The organism is Microbacterium sp. Y355, assembly GCF_059445345.1.
Window position 1 is genome coordinate 3,071,964 of sequence record NZ_JCAIUD010000001.1, and the last position, 16,347, is coordinate 3,088,310.

At 61.0% G+C, this 16,347-nt stretch carries 14 protein-coding genes; all 14 read left to right on the forward strand.

What is annotated here, in order from left to right:
* The first annotated feature begins 79 nt into the window (after positions 1 to 79).
* The 14 genes from AC1C2O_RS14825 to AC1C2O_RS14890 all read left to right on the forward strand — a co-directional run bounded on the left by AC1C2O_RS14825 (position 80) and on the right by AC1C2O_RS14890 (position 16,326).
* Positions 80 to 1,558, forward strand: a complete 1,479-nt coding sequence (locus AC1C2O_RS14825; RefSeq protein WP_495431206.1) for an aldehyde dehydrogenase — start codon at positions 80 to 82, stop codon at positions 1,556 to 1,558.
* A 194-nt stretch (positions 1,559 to 1,752) separates the two neighbouring features.
* A complete protein-coding gene (locus tag AC1C2O_RS14830; protein WP_495431207.1) occupies positions 1,753 to 2,850 on the forward strand; it encodes an ABC transporter substrate-binding protein in 1,098 nt (365 codons plus the stop codon).
* A gap of 117 nt (positions 2,851 to 2,967) precedes the next feature.
* Entirely contained in the window at positions 2,968 to 4,701 is a 1,734-nt protein-coding gene (locus AC1C2O_RS14835) for an ABC transporter permease (protein ID WP_495431208.1), read from the forward strand.
* A gap of 69 nt (positions 4,702 to 4,770) precedes the next feature.
* On the forward strand, positions 4,771 to 5,571 hold the full coding sequence (locus AC1C2O_RS14840) for an SDR family NAD(P)-dependent oxidoreductase (RefSeq protein ID WP_495431210.1): 801 nt from the start codon (positions 4,771 to 4,773) through the stop codon (positions 5,569 to 5,571).
* A gap of 146 nt (positions 5,572 to 5,717) precedes the next feature.
* Positions 5,718 to 5,993, forward strand: coding sequence for a hypothetical protein (locus AC1C2O_RS14845; protein ID WP_495431211.1), 276 nt, complete (start codon positions 5,718 to 5,720; stop codon positions 5,991 to 5,993).
* Positions 5,994 to 6,148: 155 nt separating this feature from the next.
* Positions 6,149 to 7,318 carry an ABC transporter ATP-binding protein gene (locus AC1C2O_RS14850; RefSeq protein WP_495431212.1) on the forward strand — a complete coding sequence of 390 codons (1,170 nt, stop codon included), beginning with the start codon at positions 6,149 to 6,151 and terminating at the stop codon, positions 7,316 to 7,318.
* A gap of 11 nt (positions 7,319 to 7,329) precedes the next feature.
* Positions 7,330 to 7,728, forward strand: coding sequence for a cupin domain-containing protein (locus tag AC1C2O_RS14855; protein ID WP_495431213.1), 399 nt, complete (start codon positions 7,330 to 7,332; stop codon positions 7,726 to 7,728).
* Positions 7,729 to 7,772: 44 nt separating this feature from the next.
* Positions 7,773 to 8,660 carry an NAD(P)-dependent oxidoreductase gene (locus AC1C2O_RS14860; protein ID WP_495431214.1) on the forward strand — a complete coding sequence of 296 codons (888 nt, stop codon included), beginning with the start codon at positions 7,773 to 7,775 and terminating at the stop codon, positions 8,658 to 8,660.
* 13 nt (positions 8,661 to 8,673) lie between these two features.
* The gene (locus AC1C2O_RS14865) at positions 8,674 to 10,152 is read left to right on the forward strand and encodes an aldehyde dehydrogenase (protein WP_495431215.1); all 1,479 of its coding nucleotides are present in this window, start codon (positions 8,674 to 8,676) and stop codon (positions 10,150 to 10,152) included.
* A gap of 131 nt (positions 10,153 to 10,283) precedes the next feature.
* The gene (locus tag AC1C2O_RS14870) at positions 10,284 to 12,317 is read left to right on the forward strand and encodes a CoA transferase (RefSeq protein WP_495431216.1); all 2,034 of its coding nucleotides are present in this window, start codon (positions 10,284 to 10,286) and stop codon (positions 12,315 to 12,317) included.
* 78 nt (positions 12,318 to 12,395) lie between these two features.
* Entirely contained in the window at positions 12,396 to 13,559 is a 1,164-nt protein-coding gene (locus AC1C2O_RS14875; protein ID WP_495431217.1) for an acyl-CoA dehydrogenase family protein, read from the forward strand.
* Between the two features lie 29 nt (positions 13,560 to 13,588).
* Positions 13,589 to 14,767: a thiolase family protein gene (locus AC1C2O_RS14880; protein WP_495431218.1), complete on the forward strand. Its 1,179-nt coding sequence runs from the start codon at positions 13,589 to 13,591 to the stop codon at positions 14,765 to 14,767.
* A gap of 34 nt (positions 14,768 to 14,801) precedes the next feature.
* Positions 14,802 to 15,569, forward strand: a complete 768-nt coding sequence (locus AC1C2O_RS14885; protein ID WP_495431219.1) for an SDR family NAD(P)-dependent oxidoreductase — start codon at positions 14,802 to 14,804, stop codon at positions 15,567 to 15,569.
* Between the two features lie 13 nt (positions 15,570 to 15,582).
* A complete protein-coding gene (locus tag AC1C2O_RS14890; protein ID WP_495431220.1) occupies positions 15,583 to 16,326 on the forward strand; it encodes an enoyl-CoA hydratase/isomerase family protein in 744 nt (247 codons plus the stop codon).
* Positions 16,327 to 16,347 lie beyond the last annotated feature (21 nt).

Below are 16,347 nucleotides of genomic sequence, written 5' to 3' on the forward strand. Positions count from 1 at the left end.
GTTCGCAATAAGGTTCAAATGTTCGTAATTACGACCACCATCTTGACTGCGCAGTGCGGCGACGTTCGAGAAAGGCATCATGGATTTTTCGCGTAACTATGATCACGTGTTCATCGGCGGCGAATGGGTAAGGCCCCATTCGGGTCTGCGATTCGATGTGCTTTCGCCCGCGGATGAGCAGGCGATTGGTGCCGTGCCCTTGGCGGATACGACTGACGTCGACTCAGCCGTCGCTGCGGCGCGACGCTCGTTCGACGAAGGCCCGTGGGCGGGCCTGGCACCAGAAGAGCGGGCCGAAGTGCTTCGGAAAGTTCGCTCGTCCATCGCGGAGCACTCAGAACAGCTTGCTTGGCTCATTACCGATGAGATGGGGTCGCCGATCACCCAGTCTCGCGATATTCAGCTCACGGCTCCGCTACGACTGCTGGACGACTACCTGTCGCTGATTAGGTCTTATGAATTCAGCGATCTCCGCTCGGCTCCTTCCGGCAATGCGCTCGTGCTGCGGGAGCCCGTAGGCGTCGTCGCCGCGGTCGTTCCCTGGAATACCCCGCTGATGTCTCCGTTGATGAAGATCGTCCCTGCTTTCCTGGCGGGCTGCACCGTGGTCTTGAAACCCGCCCCGCAGACCTCGCTGACCGCTTTTGCGCTTGCTCGTATCTTCGAGGAGGCGGGACTTCCGCACGGCGTACTGAACGTGATCCCAGCTGAGGTGGAGTCAAGTGAACACCTGATCTCTCACCCTGGCGTTGATAAGGTCTCGTTCACCGGCTCGACGGCCGCCGGCCGCCGCATCGCCGGAATCTGTGGCCAGCATCTGCGGAGGGTGACGCTCGAGTTGGGGGGAAAATCGGCGGGAGTCATCTTGGACGACGCCGACCTCGACCACACCATGAGCGCGCTGAGGATGGGTTCGCTGCGAAACAGTGGGCAGATCTGCACGCTAAAAACGCGACTACTTGTATCTCGGCGCCGCCGCGACGAGTTCGTTGCCGCGCTTGCTGACCTCGTCGCATCGATGCCGGTCGGCGACCCGAGAGACCCCGCGACACAGATCGGCCCCATGGTGTCGGCGCGCCAGCGCGACAACGTACAGCGTTACATCGAAAGCGGCATAGCGCAGGGTGCCCGGGTGGCTCTCGGGGGCGAGCCTGCCATATTCGATCGTGGCTGGTACGTACCTCCCACAGTGTTCGCCGACGTCGACCCGGGTATGCGAATCGCGCAGGAGGAGATCTTCGGGCCGGTTGTCTCTGTGATCACCTACGAAGATGAAGACGAGGCACTGAGTATCGCGAACGACTCTCAGTACGGGCTCAGCGGCGCTGTGTACACAACCGAGGTTGAGCGCGGCCTGGCGTTTGCGAAGCGCATTCACAGTGGTGTTGTCGAGGTGAACGGAAGTCCTGTCGGATTCCATGCCCCCTTCGGTGGGGTCAAAGCAAGCGGGCTGGGCCGCGAAGGCGGCGTTGAGGGCCTTGAGGAGTATCTGCGCCCCAAGGCATTTGGTTTGCCCGACGATCTCTGGGCGCGCCTGCGAAGTCAAGCTGGACACTGACCGAGCGTCTGGCTTGATGAAAACCTGCCTAAACAGGCTTTTTGCCCGCCCGAATGAGGCCCTCCTGAAGCGTATTGACAGCACCCAGCGTTCAGGTTATCGTATGAGTGTTCATCTATCCGCTCAACGATGAGCGCCCGCCTCACCAAAAGGGCGGCTCACACCGCACCGCGAGTCCAATGGAGGAATCGATAATGGGGCAGCAAATGTATTCACGCGCGACGAGGCGACAGCGCCTCCTCGCGTATGTCGGCACAGCGGTGGTCGTGGCCACCGCCCTCACGGCCTGCAGTAGTAACGATGGCGGCGGTGACGCGGAAGGCGCCGCTGACTTCGAGGTCGGCGGCGCACCATCTGTCGTCGATCAGGCTGCCTGGGACAAAATCGTCGAGGCCGCGCAAGAAGAAGGCGAAGTCGTTCTTTATCGCTCGCTCAAGGGGTCGGAGAAGGTGTTCGCAGATTTTGAGGCCGAGACCGGCATCACCGTGACGAGCATCTACGGGGCGACTGGTGACACGATCGGTCGTCTTGACCAGGAGATCGAAGCTGAAGTCGCAGGAGCAGACATGACGATGCATGCTTCCCCCGGCTGGTTCGACACCAACGGGGACAACTTCCTCTCGCTGCTCGTGAGTCCGGATCAAGCGGATGATGGATGGGAAGAGCTTCTCGATGGGAAGAGCTTTGCGACGGTGTATTCGCAGCCATACAGCCTCGCATTCCGCACCGATCAGAAGACTCCTTCAGGGGATCTGAAAGATCTCCTCGATGAGAATCCTGATGCGAAGATCGGAATCGTCGACGCCACGATCGCGTCGTCCATCGCTTTCCAGTATGAAGTTCTTCGAGAGGAGTACGGCGACGAGATCCTCGATCAGCTTGCCGCAACGAATTACGTCATAGAGGCGAACAACACTGTTCTTGCAGACAACCTTGCAGCGGGAACCTTTGACTATGCCTATCCCAACCAGACCACATCCGTGCAGCCGCTGATGGAGAACGGCGCACCGATCGACGTCGTGTGGCCCACCGAGGCGATTGCCGGATCGCTCTACAGAGCTGCGGCGATCAAGGGCAGCCCGCACCCTAATGCGGCCATGGTTCTCATGAACTGGTTGATGAGCAAAACCGGTGCAGAATCATTCGTCTCAGAGCTCGGCGGCGGAAGTGTGCCCCTCACAGTGGACGGCGCAATCCCGTGGGGTGACGTCGCCACCCTCGATGCCGACGTGTGGACAACGGAGTACTACAAGCAATGGCTCGCTGACCACTGGACGCCGCGCTTCGGCTGAAAGCAAGGCTCGGCCGGTGTGCAGTGATCGGGGAACGTCCGTTCACTGCACACCAGCGGCTCGTTCACCCTTTGCAAGCTGTGGTTTTTATCAGAAGATGTGTTAGGCGGCAGTTGAATGGCAACTTCAATCAAGCAGTCGGACAGCGTCGACACAACGACGTTGAGACTTAAGAACCCGGCGAGTAATGGCGGCCGGAAGTTCGGGTATTCCTCGTACCTTTGGTACCTGCTCTGCATTGCGCTCTTGCTCTTTGTAGTCGGACCGGTGCTTCTCTTCTTTGCCCGAATGTTCGAGGACGGCGGCTCTGCGTTCCAGCGCCTGATCGAGATGCCAAGCATCGTTTCTACGATCGGCATGACGGTCGGACTCGCGGCGGGATCGACCGTGATCGCTGTAGTGATCGCCGTGGCGCTTGCCGCCGCGATCATGCGGGCCCCTGTGCGCTTGCGTGGATTCTTGTCCATGCTCCCACTGGTTCCGCTCGTTATGCCTCCCGTTGCGGTCATATACGGTTGGATCTTTCTCTTCTCTCCTGAGGTGGGTTACGGCAACTCTTTCCTCAGATCGCTTCCCTTCTTCTCCCATCTAGAGTCGGGACCGCTGAATGTCTATTCGGCGACGGGAATCATCCTCATCGCGGCCATTGATATGGCAGGGCTGGTCTTTGCCTTCGTGTTCCCTCGGCTGATGGAGATCAGCGGATCGGTGGAATCGGCGGCGCGCGTTGCCGGTGCGTCGGCACTCCGCAGCTTCATGACGATTTCCCTCCCGCTGCTGAGGCCGGCCGTAGTGGCCAGCATGGTAATCGTTTTTCTGACATTGCTGGGGCAGTTCACGGCTCCGCTCTTCCTGGGAACCCGAAATCGTATCGATGTCATCTCTACCGAGATTTTCAAGATCCGCGAGGAATCGCCGATCGACTATCCGCTGACTGCGGCTCTTGGCCTGCCGCTGCTCATTTTCGGAGTTCTCGCCATTTTGGCTCAGCGGCGTGCGGTCGGTGATCAGCGCCGGTACATGACAGACAGCACCGGTCGAGGTTCCACTCAGAAGGGCTCTGTCGGAGCAACTGTGCTCGTAATCGCGTACTTCATCATCGGAGTCTTGATGCCGCTGCTCGCGGTCACCCTGGTTGCATTCTCTAAATACTGGAGTGGCGATCTGGGAGCGGGATTCACCACTGAGCACCTCCGTACAGTGCTCGGTGACCCTCGAGTGCTCGAGTCCGTCATCAATACCTTGGTCGCCTCTGCGCTTGCGGTCTTGATTGTGCTTCCCATCGGTTTCATGGCTGCGCTGGCGTTGAGCGGTGTGCTCAAAGCTCCAGCGCTTGTGATGAAGGCACTCGATTTCATCTTCATTGCCCCACTGGCTGTCCCCCGTGCGCTGCTCGGAATCGCGGTCGTGTTCGTGTTCATTCGACCTCCGTTCTCGCTCTTCGGGACTTTGGCACTGTTCGTCATCGGCTATATCTTCATCGTGTTGCCGTTCGCGTTGCGATCGCAGTACTCCAGCTTGATCGGCGTGCATCAGTCCTTGTTCGAGGCATCTCGGGTAGCTGGTGCAGGCTCGTTCACGATGATCCGCACCATCGCCCTACCGGTGACGCGCCGCGGTATCGCTGCCGCGCTCGCGTTGTCGTTCGTGATGTTGTCCAATGACTTTGCGGTTTCGGTCATGGTGAGATCTCCGCGGATGCAGGTGATGGGAACACTTTTGTTCCAGTATTCCGAGGACGGCAGCATGCCGGCCGTCGCCGTGATGTCACTCCTGATGTCCGCGATCACGATCGTGATCCTTGCGATTGCTCTTCGTGTCGGAGGCAAGTCTGCGCTCAACTCGCTGTGACTCCGGTTGCTCGACAAGAAATGGGCGATCGCAGTATCAATTTGTTCCGTACTTTGAAGGGGAATGACCGTGGGAAGACTCCAAGACAAGATCGCCATCGTGCTGGGCGCGGGCCAGACGCCGGGGGCATCGATCGGCAACGGCCGGGCCACTGTGCTGCGCTTCATCGAGGAAGGCGCGCGGGTTCTCGCGGTCGACCGCGACCTGACTTCCGCACAGGACACTCTCGACGTTGCGGCAGAAAGCGACTCGGAGGCTTTCGAGGCCGACGTGCGATCTCGCGACTCGCTCCAGCGAGCCATCGATCATGCGATGCAGAAGTGGGGTCGAATTGACATCCTTCACTACAACGTCGGCATAAGTATCGGCGGTGGAGATGGACCGCTTGATACGGTGACGGCTGAGTCGTTCGACCTCCTCATGGACGTCAACCTCAAAGGCGCTGTGTTCGCCGCACAGCTCGTCGAACCGATCATGCGCGAGCAACGCAGTGGAGTCCTCATCAACGTCGCCTCCATCGCTGCGATCGAGACCGGGTCGGTCAACGTTGCCTACCGTGCGAGCAAGGCAGGGATGATCGCATTCACTCAGCAGTTCGCAATTCGCAACGCCGAGTACGGCGTGCGTGCCAATGCGATTCTCCCGGGAATCATGGAAACGGCCATGGCTGTTGATATGCGTGCCCAGATGCTCGGCGTATCGCGCGAAGATCTGATCGAGCAGCGCAAGGCGAAGATCCCTTTGAAGGGCCGCGTGGGCACGGGCTGGGATACCGCGAATGCTGCGGTGTTCCTCGCGTCGGACGAGGCCGGCTTCATCACTGGCGCGTCTCTCCCCGTCGACGGTGGCTCTCTGGTCAAGATCGGCTGACGGCCGGATAGTCGCATGGATCTTTGCCTTGCTGACAAAGTCGTCGTCGTTACCGGGGCAAGCGCCGGCATCGGGCGAGAGATCGCGCTCCAATTCGCGCGCGGAGCGCCGTCATTGCGGCGGCGCGGCGGAACGAAATTCTGGACGTGCTCGTGAGCGAGGCGCCGGAGGGGCGGATCGTTTCACTGGTCACAAACGTGCTCGTCCCGACCGATCGAGAGCGCCTGGTCAGCCGCGTCATCTCGGGCTTCGTTCGAATCGACAGCGGGGCGATCATCAATATCGCGGGCAAGAAGGAATCGTATGAGATGAACGCATCCGCCCCCGCAAAGGTGGCTGTGGTGACCTGGGCCAAGGCACTGACGCGCTACATCACCGGACAGGCCATCGCCATCGATGGCGGCCTGCAGCATTCCATCTAGTTCATCCGAAGAGTGCGGCCGAAACGGCACCTTGACCGCATCCCGCGTTCGCAGTAAAGTACACGTGTACGTAATTACGATCACGAGAACGATCGGATTCCACTACACACCCCTATTGGCTTCAGCGACGAAGCAGTATTGGAGATTCAGTGACCATGAGCGCTGTAAACGCAGTAGCGACAACTTCTCGTCCCGTGCGGCACCAGGGCGCCGAGATCAGCACCTCACTGACTGGGGTGGGAAAGTCGTTCTCAAGCAAAGGCCGCACAGTCAACGCAGTGCAAGACCTCAACCTCGAGGTGAAGCGCGGCGAATACGTCGTGATCGTCGGACCGAGTGGGTGTGGCAAGTCGACGCTCATCCGTTGCATTGCGGGTCTTGAAAGCCCGACCGACGGCAAGATCACCATCGACGGCGCGGCAGTCTATGACGCGTCCGAGAAGATCGACGTCAAGGTCAACCGCCGCAACGTCGGCATGGTGTTCCAGAACTACGCACTGTGGCCGCACATGACGGTGGCAGACAATGTCGCCTACCCGCTCAAGATGCGCAGAGTCCCCAAGGCAGAACGTGACGAGCGTGTGACCAAGGTCCTCGAATCCCTTGAATGCTCCCATCTGGCGAAGCGACTGCCCGCAGAGCTGAGCGGTGGTCAGCAACAGCGCATCGCCCTTGCTCGTGCCCTGGTTTACGAACCCAATGTTCTGCTGCTCGATGAGCCGTTGAGCGCCCTCGATGCACTGCTGCGGGTTTCCCTGCGCACGGAATTGCTCCGCCTGCATCGCGCGCTGGGGTACACCGCGATTCACATCACTCACGATCAAGAGGAAGCGCTTGAGATGGGTGACCGGATCGTCCTCATGCGTGAGGGGCGGATCGAACAGGTTGGGCCGCCCTCTGAAGTGTATGCACGCCCGGTCTCGCCCTACGCGGCGAACTTCCTTGGTGTGCGCAATAGGCAGCGAATCACGAAGAATGGCGAGCAGCTCACATACGGGGATACGGTCATTCAGGGGAGTCAGAGTCTCGCAGCACGCGTGACGGATAGCGACGAGCTAGAGCTTTTCGTTCGAGCTCGAGACACTCACGTTGACCATGCAGGCTCTGCTCGCGCCGTCGATCCCGGAGACATTGTTGTTGAGGGGATCATGGAGCAGGTCGTGCTGGGAGAAGGCGGGCGTGAGCAGTATGTCGTCACAGTAGGCGAGCGGCTTTGGTACGCGCAGCATGCAGATGCCGGCGATCTTGCGGTCGGAGACTCCGTGCGGGTGACTGCCCCTGCCAAACTCGTCCTTCTGTATCAGGATGACCGGCTGGTCGACTGACGGCTCGCATCATGATCCTTATCCCTGGGGAGAATCCTGCTCAGGTAGTCCAACGCGACGGCACTTTCACTGGCACGGTGTGGGGGCAACCTCTACTCAGCACCGAGGCTGACGTGGCGATGAGCACGGTGTGCTTCATGCCTGGCGCCCGCACCCACTGGCACGCTCACGAGAAGGGGCAGCTTTTGACCATGGTGGCGGGTCAGGGCGTCGTCGCTACTCGCGAGGGCCAAGTTTTGCAGGTCCGTGCGGGGGACATGGTCTGGACCGAGCCTGGCGTCGAGCACTGGCACGGCGCTGGTGCTGGGTCGTTGCTCGTCCACCATGCCTTCAGTATCGGCGGGACCGAGTGGCGCAGCGCGGTTACAGATGAGGAACACCAAGAGGCCACGAACCCGCAGACGGAGTGACCGATGCAGGCACACTCCGCGCATCGACCATACGGAGGAAGCACATGAACATCGGTTACATCGGTCTCGGGGATATGGGTGGTGCTCTGGCCACGCGGCTGGCGACTCAGCACCCACTACAGGTATTCGACCTCGACTCGGAGGCGGTCGCACGATTGGTCGATGCGGGTGCCAGCGCGGCGGCCGATGTGCGAACTCTGGCCAGATCGTGCAACGTTGTGCTGTTGTGTCTGCCGACGTCTGCGCATGTGCGATCGGTGATCTTCGGGCCTGACGGGCTCGCTGAGCACCTCGCTTCCGGGTCGCTCATCATTGATCAAACCTCCGGCGACCCCACCGTGACGCGCGACATGGCCGACGAGCTCAGGGCGTCGGGGTTGATTTTGGTGGATGCGCCTGTGAGCGGTGGAGCACCTGCGGCGCTGGCGGGTGTGATCTCGATCATGCTCGGCGCTGACGATGAGCACGTCGAGGCTGCCACTGACGTTGTTCGTCTCATCAGCGACACGATCACGCATATTGGTGGGGTCGGTACGGGGCACACGATGAAACTGGTGAACAACCTGCTGTCGTGCTCGCAGCGTCTGCTTTCTCTCGAGGCGCTGGCTATCGCAACGAAGGCGGGTGTCGCCCCGGAGGTTGCAGTCGACGTCTTGTCGAAGGGCGGTGGTCGCAATGCCTATCTCGAGGTGCAAGCGCGGAAGGTTCTCGACGGCGACCGCGATCGAGGGTTCAGTCTCGCTCTCGCCCACAAGGATTTGCTACTTGCGTGCGGTCTTGCCGCGGAGCTAGGCGTGCCGACGTTTTACGGGAGCCTCAGTCGTGACCTTTACCAAGTTGCGATGAGCGAGGTTGGCAAGGGGGCACACGTGGAAGTCATCGCTGACTTTGTCGAGAAGGTGGCCAACGTGTCACTTGCGGCGCACGGTTAAGGAGAGTCGCAGAATGGCGTTCTCCCGGACCTATGAGCATCTCTTCATCGGCGGCGACTGGACCGAGCCACACTCCGTCGAGCGCATACAGATTGTGTCACCGTACGACGAGCAAACGATCGGCTTCGTCCCGTCTGCAAACACGGATGATATGGATGCGGCCGTCCTCGCCGCCCGCAACGCGTTCGAAACGGGCCCATGGCCCGCGTTCTCTCATGCGGAGCGAGCGCAGATCATTCGGCGCGTGCGTGCGTCGATCGCGAACAATGCCGAGGACCTAGCGCACCTCATCACGGAGGAGATGGGGTCCCCGATCACGCAGTCTCGCGAGCTTCAGGTCGGCTCCCCATTGCGTTTGCTGGACGACTATCTCGACCTGATCGAAACTTATAGTTTTCAAGATCTGCGTGCCTCCTCGTCAGGTCGAGCTCTCGTAGTTCGCGAGCCGATCGGTGTTGTCGCAGCGGTGGTCCCGTGGAACACGCCCCTTATGGCGCCGCTCGTCAAGATCGTGCCTGCATTGCTCGCGGGGTGCACGGTCGTGCTCAAGCCCGCGCCGCAGACGGCATTGAGCGCGCTTGCACTCGCCGGGATCTTCGAGGATGCCGGTCTGCCGCCGGGGGTGTTGAACGTGGTGCCGGCAGAGCTCGAAGCGAGCGAGTACCTCATAAGTCATGCCCTGGTGGATAAGGTCTCATTCACTGGCTCATCTGCCGCTGGACGCCGCATAGCTGGGATCTGCGGGCAACAGCTTCGGAAGGTGACGCTCGAACTCGGCGGGAAGTCGGCCGGAGTCGTGCTGGACGACGCTGATCTTGATGCCACGATGCAATCGCTCCGCCTCGGATCTTTGCGTAACAGCGGTCAGATCTGCACGCTCAAGACACGATTACTTGTCTCACGGAATCGGCGCGATGAGTTTCTCGATGCTCTCGTCAGTCTCGTGAGTTCGATGCCGGTCGGGGATCCGCGCGACGCGGTGACCGAGATCGGACCAATGGTCACAGCGCGTCAGCGTGACGTGGTGCAGGGGTACATCGAAAGCGGCAAGGCGCAAGGCGCCCGACTGATTCTGGGCGGAGACCCATCGCCCCTCGAACGCGGCTGGTTCGTCGTTCCCACGGTGTTCGCCGATGTGGATCCGGGGATGCGCATTGCGCAGGAGGAGATCTTCGGTCCGGTCCTGTCAGTGATCACGTATGACGACGTCGACGATGCGGTCCGAATTGCCAACGACTCGGCATACGGGCTCAACGGTGCGGTGTATACCGCTGACCCCGAGCGGGGGTTGGCGGTAGCGAAGCGGATGCGCAGCGGAGTGGTCGAGATCGATGGCAATTCGGTTGGCTACCGCGCGCCATTTGGTGGAGTGAAGGCCAGCGGCTTGGGCCGCGAGGGCGGGACCGAAGGCCTTGAAGAGTATCTGCAACCGAAGGCGTACGGGCTGTCTGAAGACCTGTGGGTGCGACTCGGTGGCAGTAGCGATGCATGAATTCAGCGTATGGAACAGATCTGGCGTGTACATAAAGACGTATGCGTGTACGATATGATGAACTTGATGGATGACGCTGAAGTGATCCATCTGCATGTTCCGAGTGAGTGCCAAGGAAGGACGAACGAGACATGACTCAGAATCTGGCTGAGGTTTTGGGCGCGACGGAGCCGCGTACGGGTGTTCCTTCGTGGCTGTCGGGCGTTCGGGTCGTCGCAATCGGAGATTCCCTCTCCCTGAAGACTGCGACCGGCGTGTTGGGGCAGTTTGGTGCGACAATCAGCCGCGTAACGAGCATCGATGATGTTGCTGCTGACACGGATGCCGACATCATCCTGGTGGATCGCATCGGAGTCGGAGGGGCAGCGCTGGGATCGCCCACTGAATACGTCCGTCGGGTTGTCGAGCGCAACCGTGCGGTCTGGGTTACGGCCAGTGCGTACGGTCTTGACGATCCTCGTGCTGCGGCGCCGGCCTCTGAAGTCACTTTGCTGGCAGCCGGTGGCATCCTTGGCCACACACCAGGTCCCGATGGGCTACCGCCTACGATTCCGGCTGGCGATGTCGCCCTCAAGCTCGTCGGGAATGTGTTGGCGATGGCGGCCTTGCACGGCATGCATGAGCTCCGATCAACGGGGCGGCCAGTGCATGTCGATCTCAGTGGCCAGGGTGCAGTAATCGCGACAGGCCTGGCGCTGGAAATGTCTCATGCGCTGAACGATTGCCCGAGTGAGGGCGGCACCGCGCGCTACGGAGCACCGAGTGGGAACTTCCCCTGTGTCGATGGTGCCGTGTACGTGCTGTTGCTCGAACAGCACCAGTGGGTCGGATTCAGTGGTGTTCTTTCGCCCGCTCTTGACCACATCGCAACAATCGACGAGGCTGCCGACCGTGCAGACGAGGTCAACGCTGCACTCGCAGCATGGACGAGCACACGCACCGTTGCCGAGTGCGAGGTCACCCTGCAGGGTGCAGGAGTGCCGGCGACCACGGTGCACACGATCGACTCGTTCCTCGCTGCTGCCAAGAACGCTGGCCGTCCTATCGGTGATTTGACGCCGCTACCGGCCTCGATCCAACTGTTCCGCGAGGCCACTGAGGCGCGCGGATACATTCCACTTCGCGAACTGACTGTCCTCGACGCCGGGCACGTGCTCGCCGTCCCACTTTCGGCCTCATGGTTGGGGGCGATGGGGGCGCAGGTCACCAAGATCGAAGACCCGAACCGACTCGACATCTACCGTCGTCGTGGGCCGTTCGCAAAGGGCGAGAGCGGCCTGAACCGCAGCGCCTATTTCAACCATCTCAACTTCAGCAAGCAGGGCATTGATATCGAGGTGGGAGATAACGACAGCACGCTCGATATCGCACCGTTTGACGTCATCATGCATAACCAAAGCCCGCACAGAGCTGCTCTGCTCGGTGTGGATCCGAAGTCCGTCGGCGATGCCGAGACCGCGCCGAAGCTGAGTCTCGCGTCGAGTGGCTTCGGTCGCAGTGGTGATTGGAAGGAATACCGCGCCTACGGCACCACGATTCATGCGTTCGCCGGTCTGATCTCGGCGACCCAGAATGCGCGCGGCGACATGTCTGGCATCGGCACCCCGTGGGCGGATCCATTGGCCAGCGTTGCTTCCACGATCTGGGTGCTCGCATGGTCGCTTGCGCCTGAGAAGGATCGCAGTATGTCGGTAGATGTTTCGATGGCCGAATCGCTGGCTGCGCATCTGATGGATCAGATCGGCGTCGAGCCCGGCTCTAACTATGCGCCGCGTGCGTTCGGTGGCGACTTCTTCTTGCGACTGCCGTCAGGCACGGAACTGGCTGTCACTGTCGATTCTGCGGTAGAGGCCAGGGCATTCGGTGAGGTCGTCGGGGCATCAGTGCCCGAGACCAGCCGCCGCGGGCAGCGGTTCGAGTTGCCGGATGGCCCGCTGAGCGAGCTGGACGACTACGAGATCGAATCGCAGCTACAGACCGCTGGTCTGTGCGCCTCGTTGGTCTACAACGCTGACTCGCTCGCACGCGACGGGCGCCTGTATGACAGCGAGGTGTTCCAGTTCGTCGAAAGTGCCGCGCTGGGCAAGTACCCCGTCGCCGGCATCCCATGGTCGTTCATGGGTATGAAGAAGCGTCCGCTGACGGCTGCGCCTGAACGGCCGTGACGGTAGATCCGATGGTACGAGTATTTGAATTCGTTATAACCTGCGCGAAATGCGTAGCGCTGAAAAAAGGAGTTGATTGTGGAATTTGATCTGACGCCCGACCAGGTGGCGATTCAAACCGCCGTGAAAGAGCTGTGCTCGCGCTTCGACGACGAGTACTGGGCCGCCTGCGATGAGGAAGAGCGATTCCCGGTCGAGTTCTACGAAGAGTTCGCCAAGGGCGGATGGGTCGGAATCGCGATGCCCGAGGAGTACGGCGGCGGCGGACAAGGAATCTTTGAAGCGTCGCTTCTGCTTGAGACCGTGGCGGCCTCTGGAGCGGCGATGAACGGGTGCAGCACGATGCACCTGACCATCTTCGGACTCAACACGCTCGTCAAGCACGGCACTCCTGAACTGCAGGCCGAGATCTTGCCGGAGGCGGCCGCGGGTAATCTGCATGTTTGTTTCGGCGTGACCGAGCCCAACGCGGGAACTGACACGACTCGGATCACCACGGTGGCGCGACGCGATGGCGACGACTACGTCATCAACGGTCGCAAGGTCTGGACGACCAAGGCCGGACAGTCGACGAAGATCATTCTCCTCACTCGCACGTCGCCGCGCGATCCGGAACACCCGACGCGCGGGATGTCGCTCTTCCTTGCGGATATCGACCCGGACCACGTCGAGATGCGCAAGATCAAGAAGCTCGGTCGCAACGCAGTTGCGTCATACGAGGTTGCGATCGACGACCTTCGAGTTCCGAAGAGCGCATTGATCGGCGAGGAAGGACAGGGCTTCAAGTATCTGCTTGATGGCCTCAACCCCGAGCGCATTCTGCTCGCGCACGAGTCCTTGGGCATCGGGCGAGTGGCGCTGGATCGAGCCGTCACTTACGCGAATCAGCGTGAGGTTTTCGGACGCACGATCGGCAAGAACCAGGGCATTGCCTTCCCTCTGGCTGAGGCGCGCACGCGCCTGGATGCGGCGACGCTGGTGGCACGTAAAGCTGCCTGGCTCTATGACCAGGGGCGCCCGTGCGCTGCAGAGGCCAACATGGCGAAGTGGTTGTGCGCCGATGCTGCTTTCCAGACCGCCGATCAGGCGTTGCAGACCCACGGTGGCATGGGCTACGCCAAGGAGTACCACGTGGAGCGGTACTTCCGAGAGGCTCGCCTCATGCGTCTGGCGCCGATCAGCCAGGAGATGGTGCTCAACTACGTCTCTCAGCACGTGCTGGGGCTCGAGCGCTCGTACTGAATAACGACGAATCTACTAGGAGCGAAGTCATGCCAGACGCAGTGATCATCGATATCGTCCGAACGCCGATGGGCAAGGGCAAGCCCGGAGGAGCGCTGTCATCCGTGCATCCTGTCGAGGTGCTCTCGCAGACCTTCACAAACCTGATCGAACGCACCGGCATCGACCCGGCAAGTGTCGACGACTTGATCGTCGGCTGCGTCGGTCAGGTGCTTGAACAGTCCAGCACGCCAGGGCGCACCGCATGGCTGGCGGCTGGATATCCAGAGTCAGTGCCATCGGTCACCGTCGAGAGGCGCTGTGGATCCGGTCAGCAGGCACTGGACTTCGCCGTTCAGGGCGTGCAGGCGGGCGTATATGACGTGGTGATCGCAGCAGGGCTCGAAGTGATGAGCCGTGTGCCGATGGGAAGCAACCGAAAGGGTGCTGACCAGATGACTGATCGAATGAAGGAACGTTATCCCGGTCTCGTCAATCAGGGCGTGGCGGCGGAGCTCGTTGCCGAGAAGTTCGGCTTCACACGCGAGGAACTTGATCACCTCAGCACGCAGTCGCATGCTCGTGCACACAAGGCCGACTCGGACGGCGTCTTCGCGCCGCGGATCGGGTCGATCACGCGCCCAGACGGTGTTGTAGTCGACCGTGACGAGAGCATTCGTCCGACGACGACGAATGAGGGACTCGCAGGCCTGAAGACAGCTTTCGACACTGATGAGATGCGCGAACAGTTCCCTGACATGGACTGGAAAGTCACGGCAGGTAATTCATCACAGGTCACTGACGGCGCGGGAGCCATTCTGGTGATGAGCGCAGAAAAGGCAAAGGAACTGGGCCTAACGCCGGTTGCCCGCGTCGTGGCGACAGCCGTCGCTGGTGATGACCCGATTCTCATGCTCACCGGCGTGATCCCCGCCAGTGAGAAGGTCCTTGAGCGTGCCGGTCTGACGGTGGATGACATCGACCACATTGAGGTCAATGAGGCCTTTGCTCCGGTTCCGCTGGCATGGATGAAAGCGTTCGGCGTCGATGACTCGAAGGTCAATCCACTCGGGGGCGCAATCGCGCTCGGGCATCCACTAGGCGCGTCCGGCATCCGCCTACTCAGCTCGATGCTCACCGGGCTGGAGACCAACGGTGGCCGCTATGGCCTGCAAACGATGTGCGAGGCCGGCGGAATGGCCAACGCGCTCATCCTTGAACGACTCTGAATCAGATTCCACGAACAACTGTAAGGAAGCGAAAATGGATCTCACAGACAGCTCAGTCATCGTCACCGGTGGGGCCTCTGGCCTCGGCCTGGCGAGTGCCCAGCGCCTCGCCAGCCGCGCAGCATCGATCACGATCATCGATCTACCGGCTTCGAAGGGGCAGGAAATCGCGGACGCCAGTGACGGCAAGATCCGGTTCGCGGCCGCCGATATCACCGATTCCGAACAGCTTGCGGCCGCCGTTGAATCAGCCGCCAAGGACTTCCCGCTCCGCGCGACTGTGCACTGCGCTGGCCGCGGTGCCACCGTCCAGGTTCTTCAACGGGACGGGAGTCCTTCCGATTCGATGGAACAGTTCGAGAGCGTGGTGAAGCTCAATCTCACGGGTACGTTCAACGTGATGCGCCACGTTGCCAGTGCGATGTCCAAGAATGAAACGCGAGACGGTGACCGCGGCGTCATCGTCAACACTGCATCCGTTGCCGCTTTCGAAGGCCAGATCGGACAGCTGCCGTACGCATCGTCGAAGGCCGGCGTCGTCGCACTCACCCTGGTGGGTGCACGTGATCTCGCCCGCTGGCAGATTCGTGTCTGCGCGATCGCACCAGGCATCTTCGATACCCCGATCCTGAGCCGTCACTCCGACGAGCTGATCGCGGGTCTGTACGCGCCGGTGCCACACCCGAAGCGGCTCGGCCACCCCGGTGAGTTCGCGATGCTCGCCGAGCAGATCATCGACAACCCCATGCTCAACGGCGAGACAATCCGTCTCGATGGTGCGCTGCGCATGCAGCCGAAGTAGAAGGAGCGTTCACATGAGCGACGAAAATGACGTCCTACTCGTTCGCGATGTCAATGCGGACGCAGGTGTCGTGCGTGTATTCACCATCAATCGCCCTCGCAAGCGAAACGCACTGAATTCCGAGGTGATCGACCGTCTGATGACCGGTCTGCTCGCTGCTGACGATGATGACAATGTCCGTGCGATCGTCATCACCGGTGCGGGGGAGCATTTCTCCGGTGGTGGTGACTTGCGGGAGTTCCCTGACGGCGCGGACCCGTTTGCGAAGCTCGCTCGCGCTCGCAACCTGGGTGATCTCGTGTTGCTATCTCGGCGACTCGGCACTCCGATGATTGCAGCCGTTCGTGGAGCCACTGTCGGCGGGGGTGCGGCGATCGCACTGGGCGCGGACATGGTGATCGCGGGTGACGACGTGACCTTCGGATTCCCCGAGCTCGTCCGCTCGATCATGCCGACTACGGTGATGGTGGGGCTTGCTCGTCAGCTGGGATCGAGATTCGCCTTCGAATTGCTCGCCACCGGACGATTTCTCGATGCGAAGGAAGCGCAGGAGTTCCGTTTGGTCAACCGCGTCGTGCCCGCCGAGCGGACGCTTGACGAGGCAATCGAGCTGGCCCTGTCGTTCGCAGCGATCGACCCCACGCCGATGCGCAAGATGAAGCGTCAGTTTTATACCGGGCAAGAGCAGCCCGACGCCGTCGCGATGGATGCCGGTATGGACATTCTTCGCGGGGCCGTGCTACCGAATCAGAGTTGATGGCTGCCAAGTGACCGCCGC

Excerpts from the sequence above, each read along its gene's own strand:
- AC1C2O_RS14825 (WP_495431206.1), top strand. The coding sequence starts at position 80 with ATGGATTTTTCGCGTAACTATGATCACGTGTTCATCGGCGGCGAATGG.
- AC1C2O_RS14830 (WP_495431207.1), top strand. The coding sequence starts at position 1,753 with ATGGGGCAGCAAATGTATTCACGCGCGACGAGGCGACAGCGCCTCCTC.
- AC1C2O_RS14835 (WP_495431208.1), top strand. The coding sequence starts at position 2,968 with ATGGCAACTTCAATCAAGCAGTCGGACAGCGTCGACACAACGACGTTG.
- AC1C2O_RS14850 (WP_495431212.1), top strand. The coding sequence starts at position 6,149 with ATGAGCGCTGTAAACGCAGTAGCGACAACTTCTCGTCCCGTGCGGCAC.
- AC1C2O_RS14855 (WP_495431213.1), top strand. The coding sequence starts at position 7,330 with ATGATCCTTATCCCTGGGGAGAATCCTGCTCAGGTAGTCCAACGCGAC.
- AC1C2O_RS14860 (WP_495431214.1), top strand. The coding sequence starts at position 7,773 with ATGAACATCGGTTACATCGGTCTCGGGGATATGGGTGGTGCTCTGGCC.
- AC1C2O_RS14865 (WP_495431215.1), top strand. The coding sequence starts at position 8,674 with ATGGCGTTCTCCCGGACCTATGAGCATCTCTTCATCGGCGGCGACTGG.
- AC1C2O_RS14870 (WP_495431216.1), top strand. The coding sequence starts at position 10,284 with ATGACTCAGAATCTGGCTGAGGTTTTGGGCGCGACGGAGCCGCGTACG.
- AC1C2O_RS14880 (WP_495431218.1), top strand. The coding sequence starts at position 13,589 with ATGCCAGACGCAGTGATCATCGATATCGTCCGAACGCCGATGGGCAAG.
- AC1C2O_RS14885 (WP_495431219.1), top strand. The coding sequence starts at position 14,802 with ATGGATCTCACAGACAGCTCAGTCATCGTCACCGGTGGGGCCTCTGGC.
- AC1C2O_RS14890 (WP_495431220.1), top strand. The coding sequence starts at position 15,583 with ATGAGCGACGAAAATGACGTCCTACTCGTTCGCGATGTCAATGCGGAC.